At 42.5% G+C, this 19123-nt stretch carries 16 protein-coding genes; 9 read left to right on the top strand and 7 right to left on the bottom strand.

The window, feature by feature from the left end; all coding sequences use genetic code 11:
- The first annotated feature begins 181 nt into the window (after positions 1-181).
- The 7 genes from kynU to CXF81_RS07025 all read left to right on the top strand — a co-directional run bounded on the left by kynU (position 182) and on the right by CXF81_RS07025 (position 7217).
- Positions 182-1576, top strand: coding sequence for a kynureninase (gene kynU / locus CXF81_RS07055; protein WP_232771814.1), 1395 nt, complete (start codon positions 182-184; stop codon positions 1574-1576).
- Between the two features lie 130 nt (positions 1577-1706).
- Entirely contained in the window at positions 1707-2207 is a 501-nt protein-coding gene (locus CXF81_RS07050) for a YHS domain-containing (seleno)protein (RefSeq protein WP_198556338.1), read from the top strand.
- Between the two features lie 186 nt (positions 2208-2393).
- A complete protein-coding gene (locus CXF81_RS07045) occupies positions 2394-2693 on the top strand; it encodes a DUF2282 domain-containing protein (RefSeq protein WP_101180656.1) in 300 nt (99 codons plus the stop codon).
- A gap of 108 nt (positions 2694-2801) precedes the next feature.
- Positions 2802-3794 carry a DUF692 domain-containing protein gene (locus CXF81_RS07040; RefSeq protein ID WP_101180655.1) on the top strand — a complete coding sequence of 331 codons (993 nt, stop codon included), beginning with the start codon at positions 2802-2804 and terminating at the stop codon, positions 3792-3794.
- Positions 3791-4690 (top strand): DNA-binding domain-containing protein, encoded by a 900-nt coding sequence (locus CXF81_RS07035; protein WP_101180654.1) that lies wholly within the window; start codon positions 3791-3793, stop codon positions 4688-4690. Before CXF81_RS07040 ends, CXF81_RS07035 begins: the two co-directional genes overlap by 4 nt.
- Before the next feature lie 107 nt (positions 4691-4797).
- Entirely contained in the window at positions 4798-5229 is a 432-nt protein-coding gene (locus CXF81_RS07030) for a DoxX family protein (protein WP_101180653.1), read from the top strand.
- A gap of 230 nt (positions 5230-5459) precedes the next feature.
- Entirely contained in the window at positions 5460-7217 is a 1758-nt protein-coding gene (locus CXF81_RS07025; protein ID WP_101180652.1) for a monovalent cation:proton antiporter-2 (CPA2) family protein, read from the top strand.
- Between the two features lie 15 nt (positions 7218-7232).
- Here the strand turns inward: CXF81_RS07025 and CXF81_RS07020 are convergent, their stop codons facing one another.
- On the bottom strand, positions 7233-8981 hold the full coding sequence (locus tag CXF81_RS07020) for a serine hydrolase (RefSeq protein ID WP_101180651.1): 1749 nt from the start codon (positions 8979-8981) through the stop codon (positions 7233-7235).
- A 334-nt stretch (positions 8982-9315) separates the two neighbouring features.
- On the opposite strand from CXF81_RS07020, the gene CXF81_RS07015 reads away from it, so the two are divergent.
- Positions 9316-11034 carry an amidohydrolase gene (locus CXF81_RS07015; RefSeq protein ID WP_101180650.1) on the top strand — a complete coding sequence of 573 codons (1719 nt, stop codon included), beginning with the start codon at positions 9316-9318 and terminating at the stop codon, positions 11032-11034.
- Between the two features lie 151 nt (positions 11035-11185).
- Here the strand turns inward: CXF81_RS07015 and CXF81_RS07010 are convergent, their stop codons facing one another.
- The 5 genes from CXF81_RS07010 to CXF81_RS06990 all read right to left on the bottom strand — a co-directional run bounded on the left by CXF81_RS07010 (position 11186) and on the right by CXF81_RS06990 (position 16211).
- Entirely contained in the window at positions 11186-12052 is an 867-nt protein-coding gene (locus CXF81_RS07010; RefSeq protein WP_101180649.1) for a bile acid:sodium symporter family protein, read from the bottom strand.
- 149 nt (positions 12053-12201) lie between these two features.
- Entirely contained in the window at positions 12202-12960 is a 759-nt protein-coding gene (locus tag CXF81_RS07005) for an SDR family oxidoreductase (RefSeq protein ID WP_101180648.1), read from the bottom strand.
- Between the two features lie 8 nt (positions 12961-12968).
- The gene (locus tag CXF81_RS07000; protein WP_101180647.1) at positions 12969-14036 is read right to left on the bottom strand and encodes a phosphotransferase family protein; all 1068 of its coding nucleotides are present in this window, start codon (positions 14034-14036) and stop codon (positions 12969-12971) included.
- The gene (locus CXF81_RS06995) at positions 14036-15256 is read right to left on the bottom strand and encodes an acyl-CoA dehydrogenase family protein (RefSeq protein WP_101180646.1); all 1221 of its coding nucleotides are present in this window, start codon (positions 15254-15256) and stop codon (positions 14036-14038) included. Before CXF81_RS06995 ends, CXF81_RS07000 begins: the two co-directional genes overlap by 1 nt.
- Positions 15257-15614: 358 nt before the next feature.
- Entirely contained in the window at positions 15615-16211 is a 597-nt protein-coding gene (locus tag CXF81_RS06990; protein WP_101180645.1) for a thymidine kinase, read from the bottom strand.
- Positions 16212-16244: 33 nt separating this feature from the next.
- Here CXF81_RS06990 and CXF81_RS06985 point away from each other — a divergent pair, with 33 nt between their 5' ends.
- Positions 16245-16538, top strand: a complete 294-nt coding sequence (locus CXF81_RS06985) for a hypothetical protein (RefSeq protein WP_101180644.1) — start codon at positions 16245-16247, stop codon at positions 16536-16538.
- Positions 16539-16753: 215 nt separating this feature from the next.
- On the opposite strand, the gene CXF81_RS06980 is transcribed toward CXF81_RS06985, so the two are convergent.
- Positions 16754-19030 carry an acyl-CoA dehydrogenase gene (locus CXF81_RS06980; protein ID WP_101180643.1) on the bottom strand — a complete coding sequence of 759 codons (2277 nt, stop codon included), beginning with the start codon at positions 19028-19030 and terminating at the stop codon, positions 16754-16756.
- Between the last annotated feature and the right edge of the window lie 93 nt (positions 19031-19123).

The raw sequence follows: 19123 nt of genomic DNA, 5'->3' as shown, positions 1-19123 counted from the left end.
CGAAAATAAGGAACTGGACGGCGCTTGGCCACTTTGATTGGATCCATCTTGGCAGCGATGCGTTTAAAGGACGGCTTATACAATGAAACGTTAACGCGACAAATAAAAAAGCATTCGATACAAAAGCAAGTCAACAAATACAAGTGGTGAATACAAATGGTGAATAAAAGTGGTAAATAAAATGTCTTCATCTACAGCTCAATCGCAACGCAGGCAAGCAGCAATGGATCAACAGGCAGCGGATGTTCACACACCAAACTATTTATTCCCAGATGCTGTGTCTTCAACTGCGGTGTCTTCAAACGCCTTATTCTCAAATTCTAATGAGCTATTGCGATCGCATGCGCTGGAACTAGATAAGCATGACCCCATTGCTCACCTAATAGCACACTTTGAAATACCCGCTAAGACTATCTATTTAGATGGCAATTCACTTGGGCCTTTGCCAATTAATGCGAAAAAAGCGGCGATTGATGTGGTTGAAAAACAATGGGGTCAAGACTTAATTACCAGTTGGAATAAGCATGCATGGATTGATTTACCCACCACAGTAGGGGACAAAATAGCCCCCTTAATTGGCGCCGGAAAAGGCCAAGTTATCTGCTGTGATTCAATTTCGGTTAATTTATTTAAGCTCTTAGCTAGCGCATTTCAACTGTCTACTCCGGAACGCACTATTGTGCTTTCACAACAAGACAATTTCCCTACCGATTTGTATATGGTTGAAGGGCTTCAACAAATGCTGGGCAGCCAACGATGCGCGTTGCTTACTTGTAATGCTGATGAACTAGAGATGATGTTGCAAGCAAGGGGACACGAAATATCAGTGCTCATGCTGACGCATGTTAATTTTCGTTCGGGTAAAATTCACGACATGCAAAAGCTAACACAATTAGCCCATGCACAAGGTGTATTGGTGATTTGGGATTTAGCTCATAGTGTCGGTGTGGTGCCTGTCGAACTGGATAATTGTAAGGTTGATTTTGCGCTTGGATGTGGTTACAAATACCTGAACGGAGGGCCTGGTGCTCCTGCATTTATTTATGCCGCCAAACGGCATATTCCGAATTTAAAACAGCCTTTAACAGGATGGATGGGACATGCGGATCCGTTCACATTCGATCCTCATTATGCGCCCGATGTCGGTATTAAAAAGTTTTTAAGTGGCACGCCCAGTGTTATTGCTATGGCAGTACTGAGTGCTGCTCTTGATCTTTTTGAGCAAGTCACTATGTCACAAATTCGAGAAAAATCGGTCGCAATGACGCATTTTTATCAATGCTTAGTTGAACAGTCACAAACCTTATCAGATCTCGTTATGGCTTCACCTATTACGTCTGATAACAGAGGATCGCAACTCGCCTATAGGCATCCTCAGGCTTATGCCTTGTGTCAGGCACTAATATCTCATGGTGTTATCGCTGATTTTAGAGCACCCGATATTCTGCGCTTTGGTTTCTCGCCAAGCTTTTTAAGCTTTGAGCAATTATTTGATAGTGTAGAAAAGTTAAAAGCGATTATTGACAGTGAACAATACAAGCTGCCTGAATTTAATCGTAAACAAGCAGTGACCTAAGGGCAGCACTAAATAAGGCATTTTATTCACAAACGTGTCCTTTATTGTATTTTTTTGCAGCATACTTGAAAGAATTTCAAACTTGCGTAGGTCTTATGACTGAGATAAAAATATACATGAGGAACAAGCTATGTTTTACAAACCGTCAGATTCAAAATTATTAATTGCAGCGGCATTAGTCATTGCATTCATTGTGTCGTCTTGTGGTTTAATTCCGAGTCAGGCCGAGTCGTCAATTAACGCGGTTAATGTCGACGAAAGTCGCCTTGCCATAAAGGGCTATGATCCCGTTGCTTATTTTACCGACGCAAAACCTGTTCTAGGCAGTTCTCAATTTACGGCTGAACATTTGGGCGCGACTTATTATTTTAGTTCTGCGCCTCATCAATCGTTATTCAAAGGTGACCCGAACAAATACGCACCACAATATGGTGGTTACTGCGCGTTTGGTGTGTCTAAAGAATATAAGTTTGATATCGACCCAGAAGCATGGGCAGTGGTAGACGATAAGCTGTATTTAAATTTGAATAAAAAAGTACAAGATCGCTGGGTACCAAATAAACAAGCACTTATTGCAGAAGCAAATACAATATGGACGCAAATTGTTGACAAACCGATCACAGAGCTATAAATTTTTATAAGGTATTAATTCAATATTATGGCTGCGGTAAGCAACATAATGAAGTCAATGTTATAAACGAATGAAATTGTATGGACTGTTTCACGGTTTATAAAATCATCCTGTTAACGCAGGCAAGTTTGGACGCTATTACGACAACTAATTTGAACATTAATTTAATAAAATAAGGATCCACCCATGAAAACTAATTTAGCAATTGCAGCAGCACTAGCCACTATTATGACAGCAGGCGTTATTGATGCTGCAGAAGCGTCAGATAAAGCAAAAAAAGAGAAATGCTACGGTATCTCAGCGGCGGGTCAAAATGACTGTGCAAACTTAGCCGGAACACACAGTTGTGCTGGTCAATCAACCGCCGATAATGATATTGGTGAATGGCGTTTAGTACCCGGCGGTAGTTGCACTGAACTCGGCGGTTTTGATAGAAGCAAGGCCAAAGAAATGATGACAGCAATGAAAGCCAAGAAAAACGGTTAGTACATAAATACGACCCTTTTCGCCTATGTATTTTACTCATGACTAGCTATTTAACGGGGCATCAGCTTATGTTACACAGATACTCGGTGTTACAAATGGCAGTTATGAATGAATAACAAGTCAAATACAAAGCCCAACAGCCTTATTGGCGTTGGGCTTCGCCATTCTCATTACGCTGCCGCTTTATCTGAGCAGCCCTTAGCGGACGAGGCACTGAACTCGATAAATGAGAATGGCAAAAAGCACAATATAGATTTTGTGGAAGTGCACGCAGAAAATTTCTTTGCTGCAGGTGGTGTCACTCAATCTCTACTTTACGATATTGCACAAGCTTATTCACTGAGTTTACACGGCACGTCTTTAGGGCTAGGTTCTACATTATCGGTGCCAGTCGATATCTTGCAGCAATTTACTAAGTTGGTAAAAAGGACTCAACCGCTATTAGTCTCTGAGCACCTTTGCTTTAATCGCGCGCAAGTTAACGGCGACATATTGCACAGTGGTGACTTACTTCCCATTCCTTACAATACGCAATCATTGCGCACTATTGTTACGCATATTCAGCAAGTTCAAGACAGCATTCAACGCCCACTGTTAATTGAAAACTTGTCAGCCTACATCACGCCAAGTGAATTGGTGGCGCATACTAAAGATGACATGACCGAGTTTGAATTTTTGGTCAGCATGTGCGAAAGCGCAGGATGCGGCATATTACTTGATTTAAATAACCTTATTATTAACGAACTGAATCGAAAAACGCCTAATCCTTTGGCAATTATTCAGCAACGTTTGCAGGCGTTACCTGCGCATATGGTTGGTGAAATACATTTGGCCGGGTACACCGAGCAAATGCCCGCTTCAGATGAGGATATAAACCAAACTAATTTCATTATTGATGATCATGGCGCACCAGTATCCAAACAATGTTGGCAATTATATCAATATGCGTTGCAGCAATTTCCGGGCACACCCACCTTAATAGAATGGGATACCAAAATTCCTGCATGGCCTGTGTTGGTTAATGAAGCTAACAAAGCGCGGTCGATAGCTGAAGCAGTTGCCGCGACTGCAGATGATTCTTCTTTGGCATCGCATTCATGAATAAAAGTGATAAAGCAGCTATCCAGTCAAGTGGTGATGAGGAGAATAATCAGGCTATTGCTAATCAGGATTATCAGCGTCAATTGATAGCTAAGATTTTTAATATGCAGCCACCGTCTTCGCAAAAGGAACCGATTGAAAGCGCTGAGCGAATTCGATTAGATACGAGCATCCAAGTTAATATCCAGAGCGGTCTCAATGTCTACACCAATAACTTTATTGAAAACGGAATTCGAGCACTTTCAATTACGTTTCCAACAGTTGAGGGCTTGATAGGCGAGGATAGCTTTAGAACCTTATCGCGCAAGTTTTTAAGACAAGACGCAAAGGCGAGTTTCGACTGGGCTGAATATGGCATTGCATTGCCAACTTTTATTGAAGGCCAAGAAGCGCTTGACACATATCCGTTTTTGAGCGAAGTCGCCCAATTAGATTGGCTTATTCACGGTGTGCAGCGCCAAGCGGATAAAGAATTTGAGCCGAACACATTCGCATCTTTAGAAACCGGCGATACCGATTTATTACGGTTCACCCCTGCACCTGGCCTGCAGTTACTTACTTTTTGGTTTCCTGTAGTTGATTTGTATCAATTGATACATGATCCCTATTTGCAATCTGAAGAGGGCATATTAGCCCGCAAAGCATTATTAAAAAAGACCACAAAATCAATAAACAATGCAATTAATATGGCGACACCTCGGTCTCTTGTCTTGTGGCGAGCAGAGTACAAAGCGCAATTTGAATATATATCGGATGCAGAAGCGGACGTGATACAACAAATAAATGCGCAAGCTTCTGTGAACGCTGTTATTGACACTATTGGTACGCATAATATTGACCTCGTAGAGTGGTTAAGCAAAGCGATATCGAATAAATTAATCTTTGCAGTAGCCTAACTATTGCCGCTTAGCTTTATGCTGACGCCGATGTAAACCAATACCACGAAAAGTGAACACTGATATAGGTTCATGGTAGGCTGCTCACAACAACTAAAGAGACCACCATGACTAAGCCCATTAACTTATATAATTTTATTTTTGGCAAACTAGATCTTATTCAACCTTTTATGCTCTTAATTGCTAGATTTTACGTTGCTTGGGTGTTTTTCAAGGCCGGCCTAACCAAGTTACGCGACTGGGAATCAACATTGTTGTTGTTCGAATATGAGTACGCAGTACCTGTACTTAATGTCGAGGTGGCGGCGTATTTAGCTACCGTTGGTGAAATTGTATTACCCATTTTACTGGTTATCGGTTTGTTTGGCAGAAAGGCGGCGCTGGGTTTATTCATCGTCAACTATATTGCGGTTATCAGCTTTGAAGATATGCCTGCAGCAGCACTTAACGAGCATATTCTGTGGGGTACGTTGATGATATTAATTGCGGTGTGGGGCGCTGGTAAATTGTCACTCGACCATTTTTTAAAAATAAAATAAACGTTAATGAAGGGGTCTTTAAGGTCCGACACGTATAAAAACGCTTTGCGCTGCTATTAACAGCAATTTGCGTTTTTTTTCGTTGTGCTATTTGTTCAATTTTTGGGTGACTGTGCGTAAGCTGTTCAACAACAGTTTTATATGCAGCGCATGTTGACTGTAGTAGTATGATTATGCGCTAATTTTAGATTTGAAATAAAGAACTTTCATTTTTTCACCAAGGACTATTAATGAGTTTATTGACCTCTGTCGCCATATTTTTAGGCGCTACTTTAGTTGCTGTTCCCCTATTTAAAAAATTCAAACTTGGTGCCATTCTTGGTTATCTGATTGCTGGCGTTGTCATTGGTCCCTCGGTTTTTAATCTTGTAAGCGACCCTTATACTATTTTGCACTTCGCTGAATTAGGCGTTGTGCTGTTGTTGTTTGTCATTGGTTTAGAACTCGAACCTGCCACTCTGTGGCGCATGCGCAATCAAATTATCTTTAGTGGTGGTTCCCAGCTATTAGCATCAGCGGCTGCAATCGGCTTGTTTAGTCATTTTGTGTTGGGTCTTAGTTTTACTGCCAGTTTAGTGATTGGACTAGCCTTAGCACTGTCTTCTACCGCCTTCGCAATTCAGTTAATGAATGAACAACGTATTTTGCAAACGCCACCAGGACAGCGCGGCTTTTCGATTTTATTAATGCAAGATGTTGCCGTGATCCCCATTTTGCTCTTAGTGACTGCGTTGGCTCCTCTGCAAACTGAATCCGGTCCGGCTTGGTATATCAGTTTAGGTGCGGTTGTTAGTGTCTTGCTGGTGGGTCGCTTTTTAGTCAACCCATTGTTAAGAGTTGTGGCACGCTATGGTAGCTCAGAAGTAATGACGGCTGCGGCTTTATTCATTGTGCTTGTCACCGGTTTGGCTATGGATAAAGTGGGGCTGTCGATGGGCATGGGCGCATTTATCGCGGGTATATTACTTGCTGACAGCAGTTTTAAACATCAGTTAGAAACTGAAATAGAGCCCTTTAAAGGTTTGTTGTTAGGCTTGTTCTTCATTGCTATTGGCATGAATCTAGACCTGCAGTTACTTTTCAACGACCCCGTTTTTATGGTGAGTATGAGCATTCTGCTGGTAATTGTGAAAGGCGCTATTATTTTTTCTATTTTGCGCGCATCCAAACAATCGTCAACCGACTCAATGCGCGTTGCAATCATGCTTTCGCAAGGGGGGGAATTCGCTTTTGTTGTCATGACCTTGGCATTATCGAATACCCTGTTAGACGCTTCTACTGCTGGTCAGGTTAATTTGATCGTCGGTTTGTCTATGGCATTAACGTCACCCGCAGTGATTGTGTATAGCCTATTCTTTCATACTAAAAACTGTCCGGCTGTTTATGACTCTCTTGCTGATGTTGATGCAACTGAGTCAAGAGTCATTATTGCTGGCTTTGGTCGTTTTGGACAAATTACCGGTCGTATTCTAGCTGCAAACAGCATCCCATTTACAGCAATGGATAAAGATGCGGAGCATATTGAGTTTGTGCGTCAATTTGGTAATAAAGTGTACTTTGGTGATGCGACACGCTTAGAGTTATTGAAAAGAGCCGGCATTGAAAACGCCAGAGTATTATTAGTCGCCATCGACAATGGTGAAGAAATAACCGAAGTCGTTAAACTGGTTCAACTTGAGTTCCCCAAGGTTAAAATCATTGCCCGCGCGCGCAATCGGATGCATGCGATAGAGTTGTCGAAGTTAGGCGTCAGTTACTTTGTTCGCGAAATGTTTGATAGTGCATTGTCAGCATCAAAAGAAGTGCTCAAAGCTTACGGTTATTCACAGGGGCAGGCTGACAGCATGGCAACTATTTTCTCAGAACACGATACCAAAATGTTGGCGCGAGTAATAAAAGAAAACCTCGGTATACCTGAAATAATAAAGACCACGGAACTGGGTAGAAGAGAGTTGCAGCAGTTGTTTGAAGAAGACAAACAAGACTGACTGCAACGTTAACGCTTAGTCCTTGATTGACAATGTCTGCTTCACAAAGTGCATATCGCGGTATTCATGCCGCTTTTTTTCTTTTGCCACGAAGGGGTGCATTTTCAGTCCGGTTACTTCATTTTTAAAATTGGTTTCAATAATTAAAAAGGCATTGGAGGCGGCATTGGTATTGTCCCACTCAACTTTAAATAAGTTTCCTTCATAAGGTATGACATTGCCTTTAAGCGTGATCATGCGCTCGGACTCAATGCGAAGATGATTTTCGTTAGGCAGGCTTTTAGACGCCTCTAGTCCGCTGATTAACATGCGGCCAAACCAGTTATCTTGATAAGTACCGATGATCTGTTTATTGCTAACTTGCATGAGGGTTGTCGCCTCGCGAACCGGCTCATAGTTTGCAAGGTAGTTAGCTTCTTGTTTAGCTTGCAGGTCAACAAACGCCTTAACCCAATCACTTGGCGAGTCTTCAGGTAATTTGCTACTGGGTATAAATGATTTTAAAATATGCTGCATAACCGAAGAACGAGCACCATAGTTAGAGCCATTATTTAACACCACGACACCGACCTCCAATTCGGGCAATAAGGCCACATACGCTTGGTATCCGGAAAGGGTACCAGTGTGAGAAATGAGTTTATAGCCCAGCATATCAGCAATACGCCAGCCCAAGCCGTAAGTTTTAAATAAGGTGTTGTCCCACTCTTCTTCACTGTCAGATATAGTAAGCACGGTTTGAGGTGACCATACTGCATTCAATACACTCATCGAAAATGGCAGTGTTTCGGGAGAGAGTAGCGCCTTTACCCATTTAGTCATGCTCCGGGCATTACAAACAATACCGCCTGCGGCAACTGACATTTGCTGTGCTCGTTGTATACTATTTCGAGGTACTGGGTATAGTCCTTTGTTATCATTATGCGCATAACTCATTGCGCTGTTTTTCAATTTAACGCTGGGGACATCGCCAGCAAAGCAAGTCATATCAAGTGGCGCGAAAATACTTTGCTCAATAAAATCACCGTAGCGCATGCCTGAGACCTTTGCGATAATTTCACCCGCGGTTATATACAACACGTTGCTATAAGCAAACTCAGTTCGAAAGCTGGTGAGTGGGGTCAAGTAGCGAAGGTTGTGAATAACCTCTGCGCGCGAAAAGCCCGATGGTTCTGGCCAAATCATGCTGTCGCCAGCTCCGCCTGCGAGTCCACTGTGATGAACAAGCAGGTCTTTAATAGTAAATTCGCGTGTTACCCAAGCATCTTGCATTTGAAATTCAGGTAAATACTGAGTGACTTTGTCGGTCCAGTTAAGCTTGCCTTGATCTACTAAAATACCAACAGCGGCGGCTGTAAATGCTTTGCTAGTGGACGCCAGTCGGAAATAGGTATCGGCGTTAACCTTGCGCCTTTCTTGGATATTGCGTTGCCCAAAACCGTCTAAAAAAACCACCTCGCCTTGATGAACCACACCCACCGACATACCCGGTGTGTAGAATGCAGTCAGGGCTCCTTGAATAAGCTGTTTAGTGGCTATAGGGTCGAAACGATGCAAGGCTTTATCGGTCTTCTCAGCGGTGGTTATTGAGTCGCTACTTGCCGGTTCACCAGCAACAGAGATTGTAGGTAAAATAGCCAACAGGAAAATAGAAAAGATAAAAACAAATGGCCAATTGATAGCCAATTTAGTGCTCTTTTTCTTATTCTCATAAAGGCGAGTATTAGCGCTGAAATTTGGCAATGCCGTGCAGTTCAATCCAGTCATGATTCATTCCATCTTGTTTTTTTGATTGAGGGATATAGATGCGTTGATGTAAATTGTTAACCAAGTGCAGCCCTAGTGTACGCGATATTTTGTGTATACACTGCAAGTAAGCAACAACGTCGGCGTAGTATTGCCTTAATCTTGGTCTGTTGTATAGATAAGAGAAAGGATTTATTCTTCTCATACTGGGAGGGAGTCGACAAGCAACTGCATTTGAGAATGCAAACAGCTAATTGTTGGTAAAAAATACCCGACGTTCTTGTTTACAATAAAGTCGAGCGTTAGGCGATAAAAAATTAGGAATTCTGTTTCCTTTATATTGAGACTTATATTAATGAATGTTTTTTTTAAACGCAGTCTATCCATAGTGGTTGTTCTTTTCACTGCCTCTTGTACTCAAGACCCCCCCTCTTTTGCTGAATCTATTTATTTCAATGGAAATATCATAACAATAGATGACACAAACCCCTTCTCTTCAGCCATAGCCATAAAAAATGGATTAATATTGGACGTTGGCAACGACCAAGATATTTTAATGTATAGAAATACAGAAACTAAGGTCGTTGATTTAAATGGAAAGACAGTTGTGCCAGGGTTTATTGATGCCCACAGTCATTTTGGCGGCGTTGGTACTCAAGCTATCGTGGCAAATTTACTGCCTGTGCCAGACGGTCCGGTTAATACTATTGCAGATTTACAGACAACGATGCGTAATTACATACAATCTTCGCCCATTGTTAAAAATTACAATGTTGCAATTGGATTTAACTATGATGACTCGCAGTTAACAGAGAAACGTCACCCTACACGGCATGATTTAGATGCTATTTCTACCAGCATACCAATTGTTATAATGCATCAGTCAGGGCACTTGGGAGTTTACAATACTAAAGCCTTGGAATTAATGGGTGTTACTGCTGAGAGTAAAGATCCTTCCGGCGGCGTTATTGGAAGGGAAGCTGACGGTAAAACACCCAATGGTGTAATGCAGGAAAACGCTCACTTTATGATTTTTTATAAACTGATTCCTGATTTTACTGAAGAAGATTTAGTGCAATTATACAAGGCTGGTGAATATAGTTATATCTCTAATGGTTTCACCACCGTGCAGGAAGGTAAGACTGATTTAGCCACGCTTGATGTTTTGCCAAAAATGGCCGAATCGGTCGGTTTTGATATTGATATTATTTCTTACCCTGACATTGCTGCAATTGGCGATGCAAAAATATTACATGGGAAACTGATGTCGCGTGATTACACTCATGGTTTTAGAATGGGCGGCGTAAAACTTACATTTGACGGCTCACCGCAAGGAAAAACCGCTTGGTTTACCCAACCCTATTACAAAGTGCCCGAAGGACAAAATGCTGAGTATTTAGGTTATCCGGCATTTTCAGATGAAGAGGCACTCAAATGGATGACGTTAGCTTTTGACAATAAATGGCAATTACTGGTTCATACCAACGGTGATGCTGCGATCGACCAATTGATAAAACTAGTCGAACAACTTCAGCCTTGGTTAAAAAACGCTGACCATCGAACTGTTATGATCCACGGGCAGTTCACGCGTAAAGATCAAGTTGAACAGCTCAAAAAGTTGGGCATATTTCCATCTCTCTATCCAATGCACACCTTTTACTGGGGTGATTGGCATAGAGATTCGGTTGCCGGTGTTGAGCGAGCAAATAACATTTCGCCAAGCGCCTGGTTTTTGAATGAGGGTATGCGATTGACCATCCATTCGGACTCTCCTGTGACTTTTCCAAACGCCATGAGACTACTAGACAGCGCGGTGAATAGGACAACAAGAACAAATAAAATGCTAGGTGTTGAGCATCAAATGGAGCCCTTGGATGCACTAAAAGCGATCACTTTATGGAGCGCATATCAACATTTTGAAGAACAGATTAAGGGTTCATTAGAAATTGGTAAACAAGCTGATATGGTCATATTAGATAAAAATCCATTAACCGTGCCCAGAGCCTCGATTAAAGACATTAAGGTACTGGAGACCATCAATAACGGTAAATCCATCTTTAGTATACATTATTGAGTCGTTTGTACTTCGACGGTTTTCGACTAACGCGCTTAAGATCCAAGCTATCAAGCCTGTGTGGATCATTCAATATTTTAGTCGTGTTACCAGCAAAGAATAGCGCTGTAGCAGATACCGAGGAATGTTGAATTAATCTACAACTAAATAATTACGCCGGCGCTGGCGAAGTCAACTTATGGTACGCCACTAATAAAAACGCGCCGACATACATTGTAATGCCATAAATTCCCGCGGCTATGCTGTAAGCACTGTTTTCAATAAAAGTGATGGCGATGAGCATGGCCATCGATGCATTTTGTGTGCCTATTTCAATGCCCAGGGTTAGTCCATCTTTTGTCGACAAAGAACACGCTCGAGCTATTATTACGCCCATAATAGTGGCGCATATATTCAAGCCAAAGGTAATGAAAAAGACATCGGGGAAGAAGGTTTGCAGCATTTCTCTTTCTTGATATGAAATGACCGCGATGAGCATTAACATAAATATGGTTGAAAAATGTCTAAAAAACGGTTCGGCGCGTCGTGCTGCTTTTGCATAAAAGTGTCTTAGCACCATGCCGATAGAAATGGGCACCAACAAAAGAACAATTAAGTTTATAGAAACGCCAATCAGTGAAAATTCTGTCGCATCTGTTTGCGTGAAATGGTCTATTGAAAATTTAATGAGTAAGGGTGTTGTAATAACACAAATTACAGTTGTAATTGCCGTTAGGCTTACCGATAACGCTAAGTTTGCGCGCGCAATATGACTGATCAAGTTTGAAGTAGTACCACCAGGACAAGCGGCTAAGATCATCACGCCAATGGCAATTTCAATTGGCGCTGAAAATACCGTTACTAGTGCAAATGCAAGTAGGGGTAACAAAATGAGTTGCCCTGTTAAGCCAGCAATAACGCTTTTAGGTACTTTTGCAAGACGCACAAAGTCGTCTTTCACTAAGCTCAAGCCCATACCAAACATGATGACGCCAAGTATGGCTGGTAATAAAACTTGCGTGAAAAGAGTACTTTGCAAATTGAAGTGCCTTTTTAATTATTATTATTGTTGCCGTACTGTTGTTCATAACGATGACAATGCAGTGTCATCTGTAATCACAGCCCAAAAGCCCATCACTTCACAAACCACAAACCACAAACCAAAGTCCACAGTTTTGGAATGCAGTTTTAGCTCATTTTTGCCAACCATGACAGTGGCATAATACGCATAACACGATTAAGAATAGCCCAAGGCCATGCAGGAACATAACTATTTGTACCTTCTTTTTCAATCGCTTTTATAATTGCTTTACAACCTGTCTCGGTATCAATCATAAAGGGAGCTTTTTCTACTTTCTCATTTATTTCGCTTCGAATGAAGCCCGGGTGAATAGTCGATACCTTGATAGGTGTGCGCAGCAAATCAATACGGATGCCTTCAGATAACGAGGTAATGGCGGCTTTGGTGGCGGCATAAACGGTAAGCGCGCGGCCAAATCCACGTACGGCGCTGATAGAAGAAATGGTCACGAGATGACCTGCGTTTTGCCCCCTAAATATGCCAACAGCGGCCTCACATTGTGCAATTGCCGATACAAAATTAGTGATCGCGGTTTCTTTATTGGCTTTGAAATAGCCTGTGCCAATGGATGCACCTTTGCCCATTCCCGCGTTGACAATAACACGGTCAAGGCTACCAAGTTCCTGTTTGAACTCGTTAAACACGGTAAACACAGCATCATGATCATTAACATCAAGTGACTTAATTAGTACGGTAATCGTCGGGTTGATTTCTTCTAATTCAGCCTTTAGGGTTTCTAATCGCTCGACGCGTCTTGCACACAAAGCGAGGTTGCGGCCCATTTTTGCATACAACATCGCCATGCCTTTACCTAAACCAGAACTGGCACCAGTTATTAAAATGTTTTGTCGAACGGTAGCTGACATAAAATTCTCTACTTATTTTTATTAATGATTTTTCTGCAACGAAGCAGCAAGTAATGTACATATATCCAAAGATGCTTGTATTGAGGATTGCGTGTTTGCTTATGGTGGTAACGATAGTAAATTTGCTGAACAATTGCGGCTAAACGAAATAGACCATAGACTTCGTAAAAATCGAAATCTTCTGTTTTTAAGCCTTGTTTATCGCAGTAATATTGAATGACTTCTTTGCGTGTCATCATCCCTGGTAAATGGGTGGGTTGGCGTCTTGTTCTCCTCGCTAACCAGTCGTCATCTGCTTGCACCCAATACGCTAGGCTGTTGCCTAAATCCATAAGGGGGTCGCCTAGGGTGGCCAGTTCCCAGTCCAATACACCCATTATTTGTTGCGGATTTTGAGCATTAAGCACTAAGTTATCAAAGCGATAATCGTTGTGGGTAATGCAAATTTTTTCTTCACTAGGAATGTTGTTGGCAAGCCAATTCGTTACCTTTTTACCCTCAGGTACATTCCATGTTTTGGCTTTTTGATAGCGTCCAGTCCATCCCGAAATTTGTCGTTGTGTGTAACCTTCACCTTTAGCAATATGCGCAAGATCAGCTGCTTTATAGTCCACATTATGCAGCTCAATCAAACCATCCAAAGCCGATTCGCAGAGTTTACGTGCGTCGGCCGCTGAAATCGTAAAGTCTCGGGGCATATTTTGACGCGGAATAACACCGTCAAATTTCTGCATAATATAAAACTCAGCACCGATAACTGACTCGTCATCGGTATACCCCAACATCTCGGGTACTTTTGGATACACGACTTTTAACGCTTTTTGTAAACGATACTCGCGGCCCATATCATGCGCACCTTTGGCTTTTGTGCCGGCCGGTGGGCGACGCAATATAACCGACTTGTTTTCAAATTCGAGGCAATAGGTCCAATTAGACGCCCCACCAGAATACTGAGTTACTTTAGGTGTGCCCAGTAAGTCAGGAATATGGGTATTTATCCACTTAACTAAAGACGCAATTGGCAGCTCCTCGCCAGGACGAACAGCGCCCGCTTTATCAATAAGCTTATTTGTCATTATTTATATTTCTTTAGTTCTAGTCGAGTCACCATGCTCATATGCACTTCATCCGGACCATCTGCCAGTCTTAATGAGCGCGCACCGGCGGCAAAACGTGCTAGTGGGAAGTCTTCACACATACCGCCACCACCATGGATTTGGACCGCCATATCGACAACTTCTTGCATCATTTGCGGCACCACAACCTTGATTGCTGAAATGTCGACCATGGCATTTTTGACACCTAAATTGTCAATTTTCCAAGCTGCTTGCAATGTGAGTAAACGCGCTTGTTCAATTTTCATTCGGGCCATCGCGATACGTTCGCCATTGCCGCCTAATTTGATAATTGGCGAACCAAAAGCAACGCGCGACAAACCACGTTTAATGGCTAACTCAAGTGCTTTTTCTGCAGTACCAATAGCTCGCATGCAATGGTGAATGCGGCCCGGGCCCAAGCGACCTTGAGCGATAGCAAAGCCTTTACCCATGCCGACTAATAAATTTTCTTTCGACAATCTAACATTAGTGAACTGCATTTCGCCGTGGCCAAATGGTGCGTCATAATCGCCATAGGCGGTTAGCATGCGTTTAATTTCAATACCGTCAGTGTCCAATGGCACAATCACCATGCTGTGCTGGTTGTGCCTATCATTTTCTGGGTTTGAGAGGCCCATGAAAATGCACACTTTGGCATTTGGGTGACCCAGACCGGTGGTCCACCATTTTCTGCCATTTAAGACTAATTCATCGCCATCTAACTCAATGGTAGCGGCCATATTAGTGGCATCTGAAGACGCAACATCGGGTTCGGTCATACCAAATACAGAGCGTATTTCACCCATGAGCAAAGGCGTTAGCCATTTTTCTTTCTGCTGCTTGTTACCAAAGTGATATAAGACTTCCATATTGCCCGTGTCAGGCGCGTTACAATTAAAAATTTCTGGGGCAAAAATGTAGCGCCCGGTCTCTTCGGCAAGTGGTGCATACTCAAGCGTGGTTAAACCTTGGCCAAGTTCAGCGTCAGGCAAGAAGAGGTTCCAGAGACCGGCAGCCTTAGCTTTTTCCTTCAGTGGCTCGATAGCGGGGTGAACTTTCCATTTTGTCCAATCGCCGGTCGGGTTCAACGCAGCTAATTCTTCATAAACTTGCTGCTCGATAGGAGCAACATGTGTGTCTAAAAAGTCACGAATGCGCGCGATATAATCTTGAGTTTTAGCGTTATGAGAAAAGTCCATGTGATGTCCCTTAGTGTTAGCTTATAGAAAGCGTTAGCTTGCAACAAGTGCTGATGAGAATGCATTGACGTTAAAATGTTAACGTCCAAAAATAGGCAATGGTTAGTAGATTCATCTATATGATAGTCGATATTGAAGTATCAGCGAACTTTGTTTAATTTGGGTTAATTGATAAATTTGATGAATAGTAAGGCTGGCGCTGTTGCTGAAGTACGCTAAAATAAGATAAGCGAAGCACGATAAAAAACCAACAGAAGCGCTGTGAACCGACCTAATCGACGCGCTTTCAGCTAGCGTAACAACATTAAGTGACTATACGACCAACCACTCATTCACATGAAGGCAAAAGTAACCCATATTATGGGTTTGGATGATATTCGAATGACACTTTTTCCATGAAATGTTTGCGGCACAGCGACACATACTTTTCATTCCCGCCAACGTCCACTTGAGCTCCTTCAGAAATAGGGTCTCCGTTATCATCAAGGCGTGCCACGAAATTCGCTTTGCGACCACAATGACATACTGTTTTTAGCTCTGACAACTTATCTGCCCAAGCAAGGAGGTATTGGCTACCCTCGAATGTTTCACCTTTAAAGTCTGTGCGCAAACCATATGCCAGCACAGGCACTTTCAATGCATCTACTATTTGCAGACACTGAATGACTTGTTGTTTGGTTAAAAACTGCGCTTCGTCAATAAATAAGCAGCTGATTTTTTGTTTATCACACTCTTTACGCATTTCAGCAAATAAGTCAGTTTGTGGCGTGAAAAGATTTGCAGGAGCTTCAAGACCAATACGAGACGATATTTTACCCGTGCCATAACGATTATCCAGAGCCGCAGTGAATAAGGTAACGTTCATACCGCGTTCTTTGTAGTTATATGCCGACTGCAGTAGGGAAGTCGACTTACCTGCATTCATTGCCGAGTAGTAGTAGTAAAGCTGTGCCATTAATGAATATTCTTATGGGGCGTGCAAAAAGAGATGCATGAATATACCGAATTCCGAGGGCTTTTAGAACAGCCAATTTGGCTTCGGTCCCAATTACTTCGTTACGGCTTGTGGTTGAACATGAAAGTGGCAAATGCTGACGTTCATATTGAACTCAAGCAATTAGCAGACATGCTGCGAAGTGATGGTGATGACGACAATAACGAACAAAGTATTAACATTAAATTACTCGATGAAACGATTAATATTTCACTACAGGGGATGGTTGAAAAATCAGCTGAGTTTAAAGCCAGTGGCAGCCGCATTTACCAGCCGGTTAAAAAATAATTAGTCAATGTGGACTAAACTGACTTAATTATGTCAACCATCGCTGTTGTCAATGTCCGCCTATATCTCGTTTGCTGGTCTTATATTTAAACTGATAAGGCTAGCAAGGTAAGTTTATTGAAACGAGCAGTTATAAAAAAGGCGCCCAAATGGACGCCTTTTATTATCAATACTACCGTCGTTGCAGCCTATTTAAGCGCAGTTCGACCTACCAGTTACGCTGCGTTTGCAGTCGCTTCTTGTGTTCTACTCTCCGTTTTACTTGCACTAGGACCGTCAGTCTCTTGGGCACTGAGTAATTCCATGTCGAAAGTAAATTCATCAACACGTACCGACAGTTTGCGTTTCTCATTGTATTGCAACAACGTTGTGCGCTCTGCGTCAGTTAAATCGCCTGCTTTGTGCATTGTATCCACTGCGTGTTCAAACGAAATGAATGGAACGATAGGCGCCTTACGCAATGCTTTTTGCACTTTAGATAGTAACGGCATAGCAGCATGCTTGGCTTTAAATGCTTGTTCGTTAATATCGTTGCCGTCACCCGGCATTACTTTAACAAGGTGAGTTAGCTGTGCTTTGATGCTGCTGTCTTGCATAGATGCAGTTGACAATTCACGAACCAAGTCATCAGAAATATGGCTTATTGATGACGTATACGTGTTGGTCAATACTCTCATCAAACCACGTGCCGGCGTGTTCGGGAAGTTATTGATAAAATCAACAATTGCCTTTTCAGCTTGCTGTAGTGACCACTCCATTGCATAGCGGAAGTAAGCTTCAGCTTGAACGCGGTCTTGCACACGTTGCTCAAAGAAACGAATTGACGCCATTGCGCCGTACAAGTAGCTCATTACATCGCCTAAACGTGCTGATAACAATTCTGCTTTTTTCAGTTCGCCGCCCAATACCAACAATGATAGGTCAGCTAGTGGCGCTAGTTTGGCAGCAAGCGCATTTACACGCTTCTCATAAGGACGAACAATCGGGAAGTTCGATTCTGTAGAGCGTAAAAATGGCAAGTAGCTATTGCCTAAACTTCTAAATGCGTTCTTAACACTGAACTTAACAGTTTTGATAAGTACTTTATTAAAATCTGCATCTGCTTTGCTGTCTTCGCTATGGATCAAGTCAACCATTTCTTTCAAATATGGGTGACAACGCATTGTACCTTGACCGAAAATCATCAAACTACGGGTTAATATGTTTGCACCTTCAACCGTAATCGCGATAGGCAATGCAGCATAACCGTTTGCCAATGTGTTTTGTGGACCACGTTGTATTGCTTTTCCTGCTTGTACGTCCATCGCTGAGTTTAATACATCACGACCTAACTCAGTCATGTGGTATTTAGCAATAGCAGTAACAACGGCTGGTGTAATACCTTCACCTAAGCCTTCGGTGGTTAATACACGCATTGACTCCAGTAAGAAGGTTTTACCTGCGATGTCAGCAAGTTTGTCTTGAATACCTTCAAAGCGACCGATTGGTACACCAAATTGCTCACGTACGAATGAATACTCAGCGGTAGATTTAAACGCAGACTGCGCTGAAGCAACACCCATTGCTGGTAGTGAAATACCACGACCTGCACCTAGGCAGCTCACGAGCATTTGCCAACCGCGACCGATGTTCTTCTCGCCACCAATAATAAAGTCCATTGGGATGAAGACATCTTTACCGCGTGTTGTACCGTTATAAAATTTTACGCCCATTGGGTCGTGACGGTTACCCATTTCAACACCAGGGTGAGACTTCGGGAGTAATGCACAGGTGATACCCAGTGCCAGTTTGTCCCCTAGCAGATGCTCGGGATCGAATACCTTAAACGCTAAGCCAAGCACCGTTGCGATGGGTGCGAGCGTAATGTAGCGCTTGTCCCATGTTACGCTCAAGCCAATGACTTCTTTACCTTCCCACATGCCTTTGGTCACAATACCGGCATCAGGAATTGAACCAGCGTCAGAACCCGCTTCTGGGCTCGTTAAGGCAAAACAAGGAATGTCTTGGCCGATTGATAATTTAGGCAACCAATAATTTTGTTGCGCTTCAGTACCATAATGCATAAGCAGTTCGCCGGGGCCTAAGGAGTTAGGTACCATTACCGTCACTGCTATAGCACCACTTGTTGCTGCAATAGTGGCAACAACGGTTGAGTTTGCATAAGGACTGAATTCAAGACCGCCAAATTTCTTTGGAATGATCATTGAGAAAAATTTGTTTTTACCAAGAAAATCAATGACGTCTTGTGGAATATGTTTGCTGTTACCTAGTTCGAACTCGTCGATCATGGCCAACAGTTCTTCCACTGGACCACTCAAGAAGGCTTGCTCGTCAGCACTCAATACTGCTTGAGGAAGGCTGCGCAGGGCATGCATGTCAGGTTTGCCTTGATAAATAGACGATTCAATCCACACATCACCAGCATCAAGCGCTTCTTGCTCAGTTACTGAAATTGGTGGTAATACTTTTTTAAGGTTTGTTCTAATACTCATAAGTAACTTATCCGCTCATCTGACCAGTTGAATAATATATACTACATGAAAAAAAACAAAGATCAAAAATATTTGATTAAAAAACATGCAGCC

The sequence above is a fragment of the Glaciecola sp. 33A genome, from assembly GCF_002836745.1.
Taxonomy (GTDB): domain Bacteria; phylum Pseudomonadota; class Gammaproteobacteria; order Enterobacterales; family Alteromonadaceae; genus Glaciecola.
This window is presented reverse-complemented; position numbering and strand designations above follow the sequence as displayed.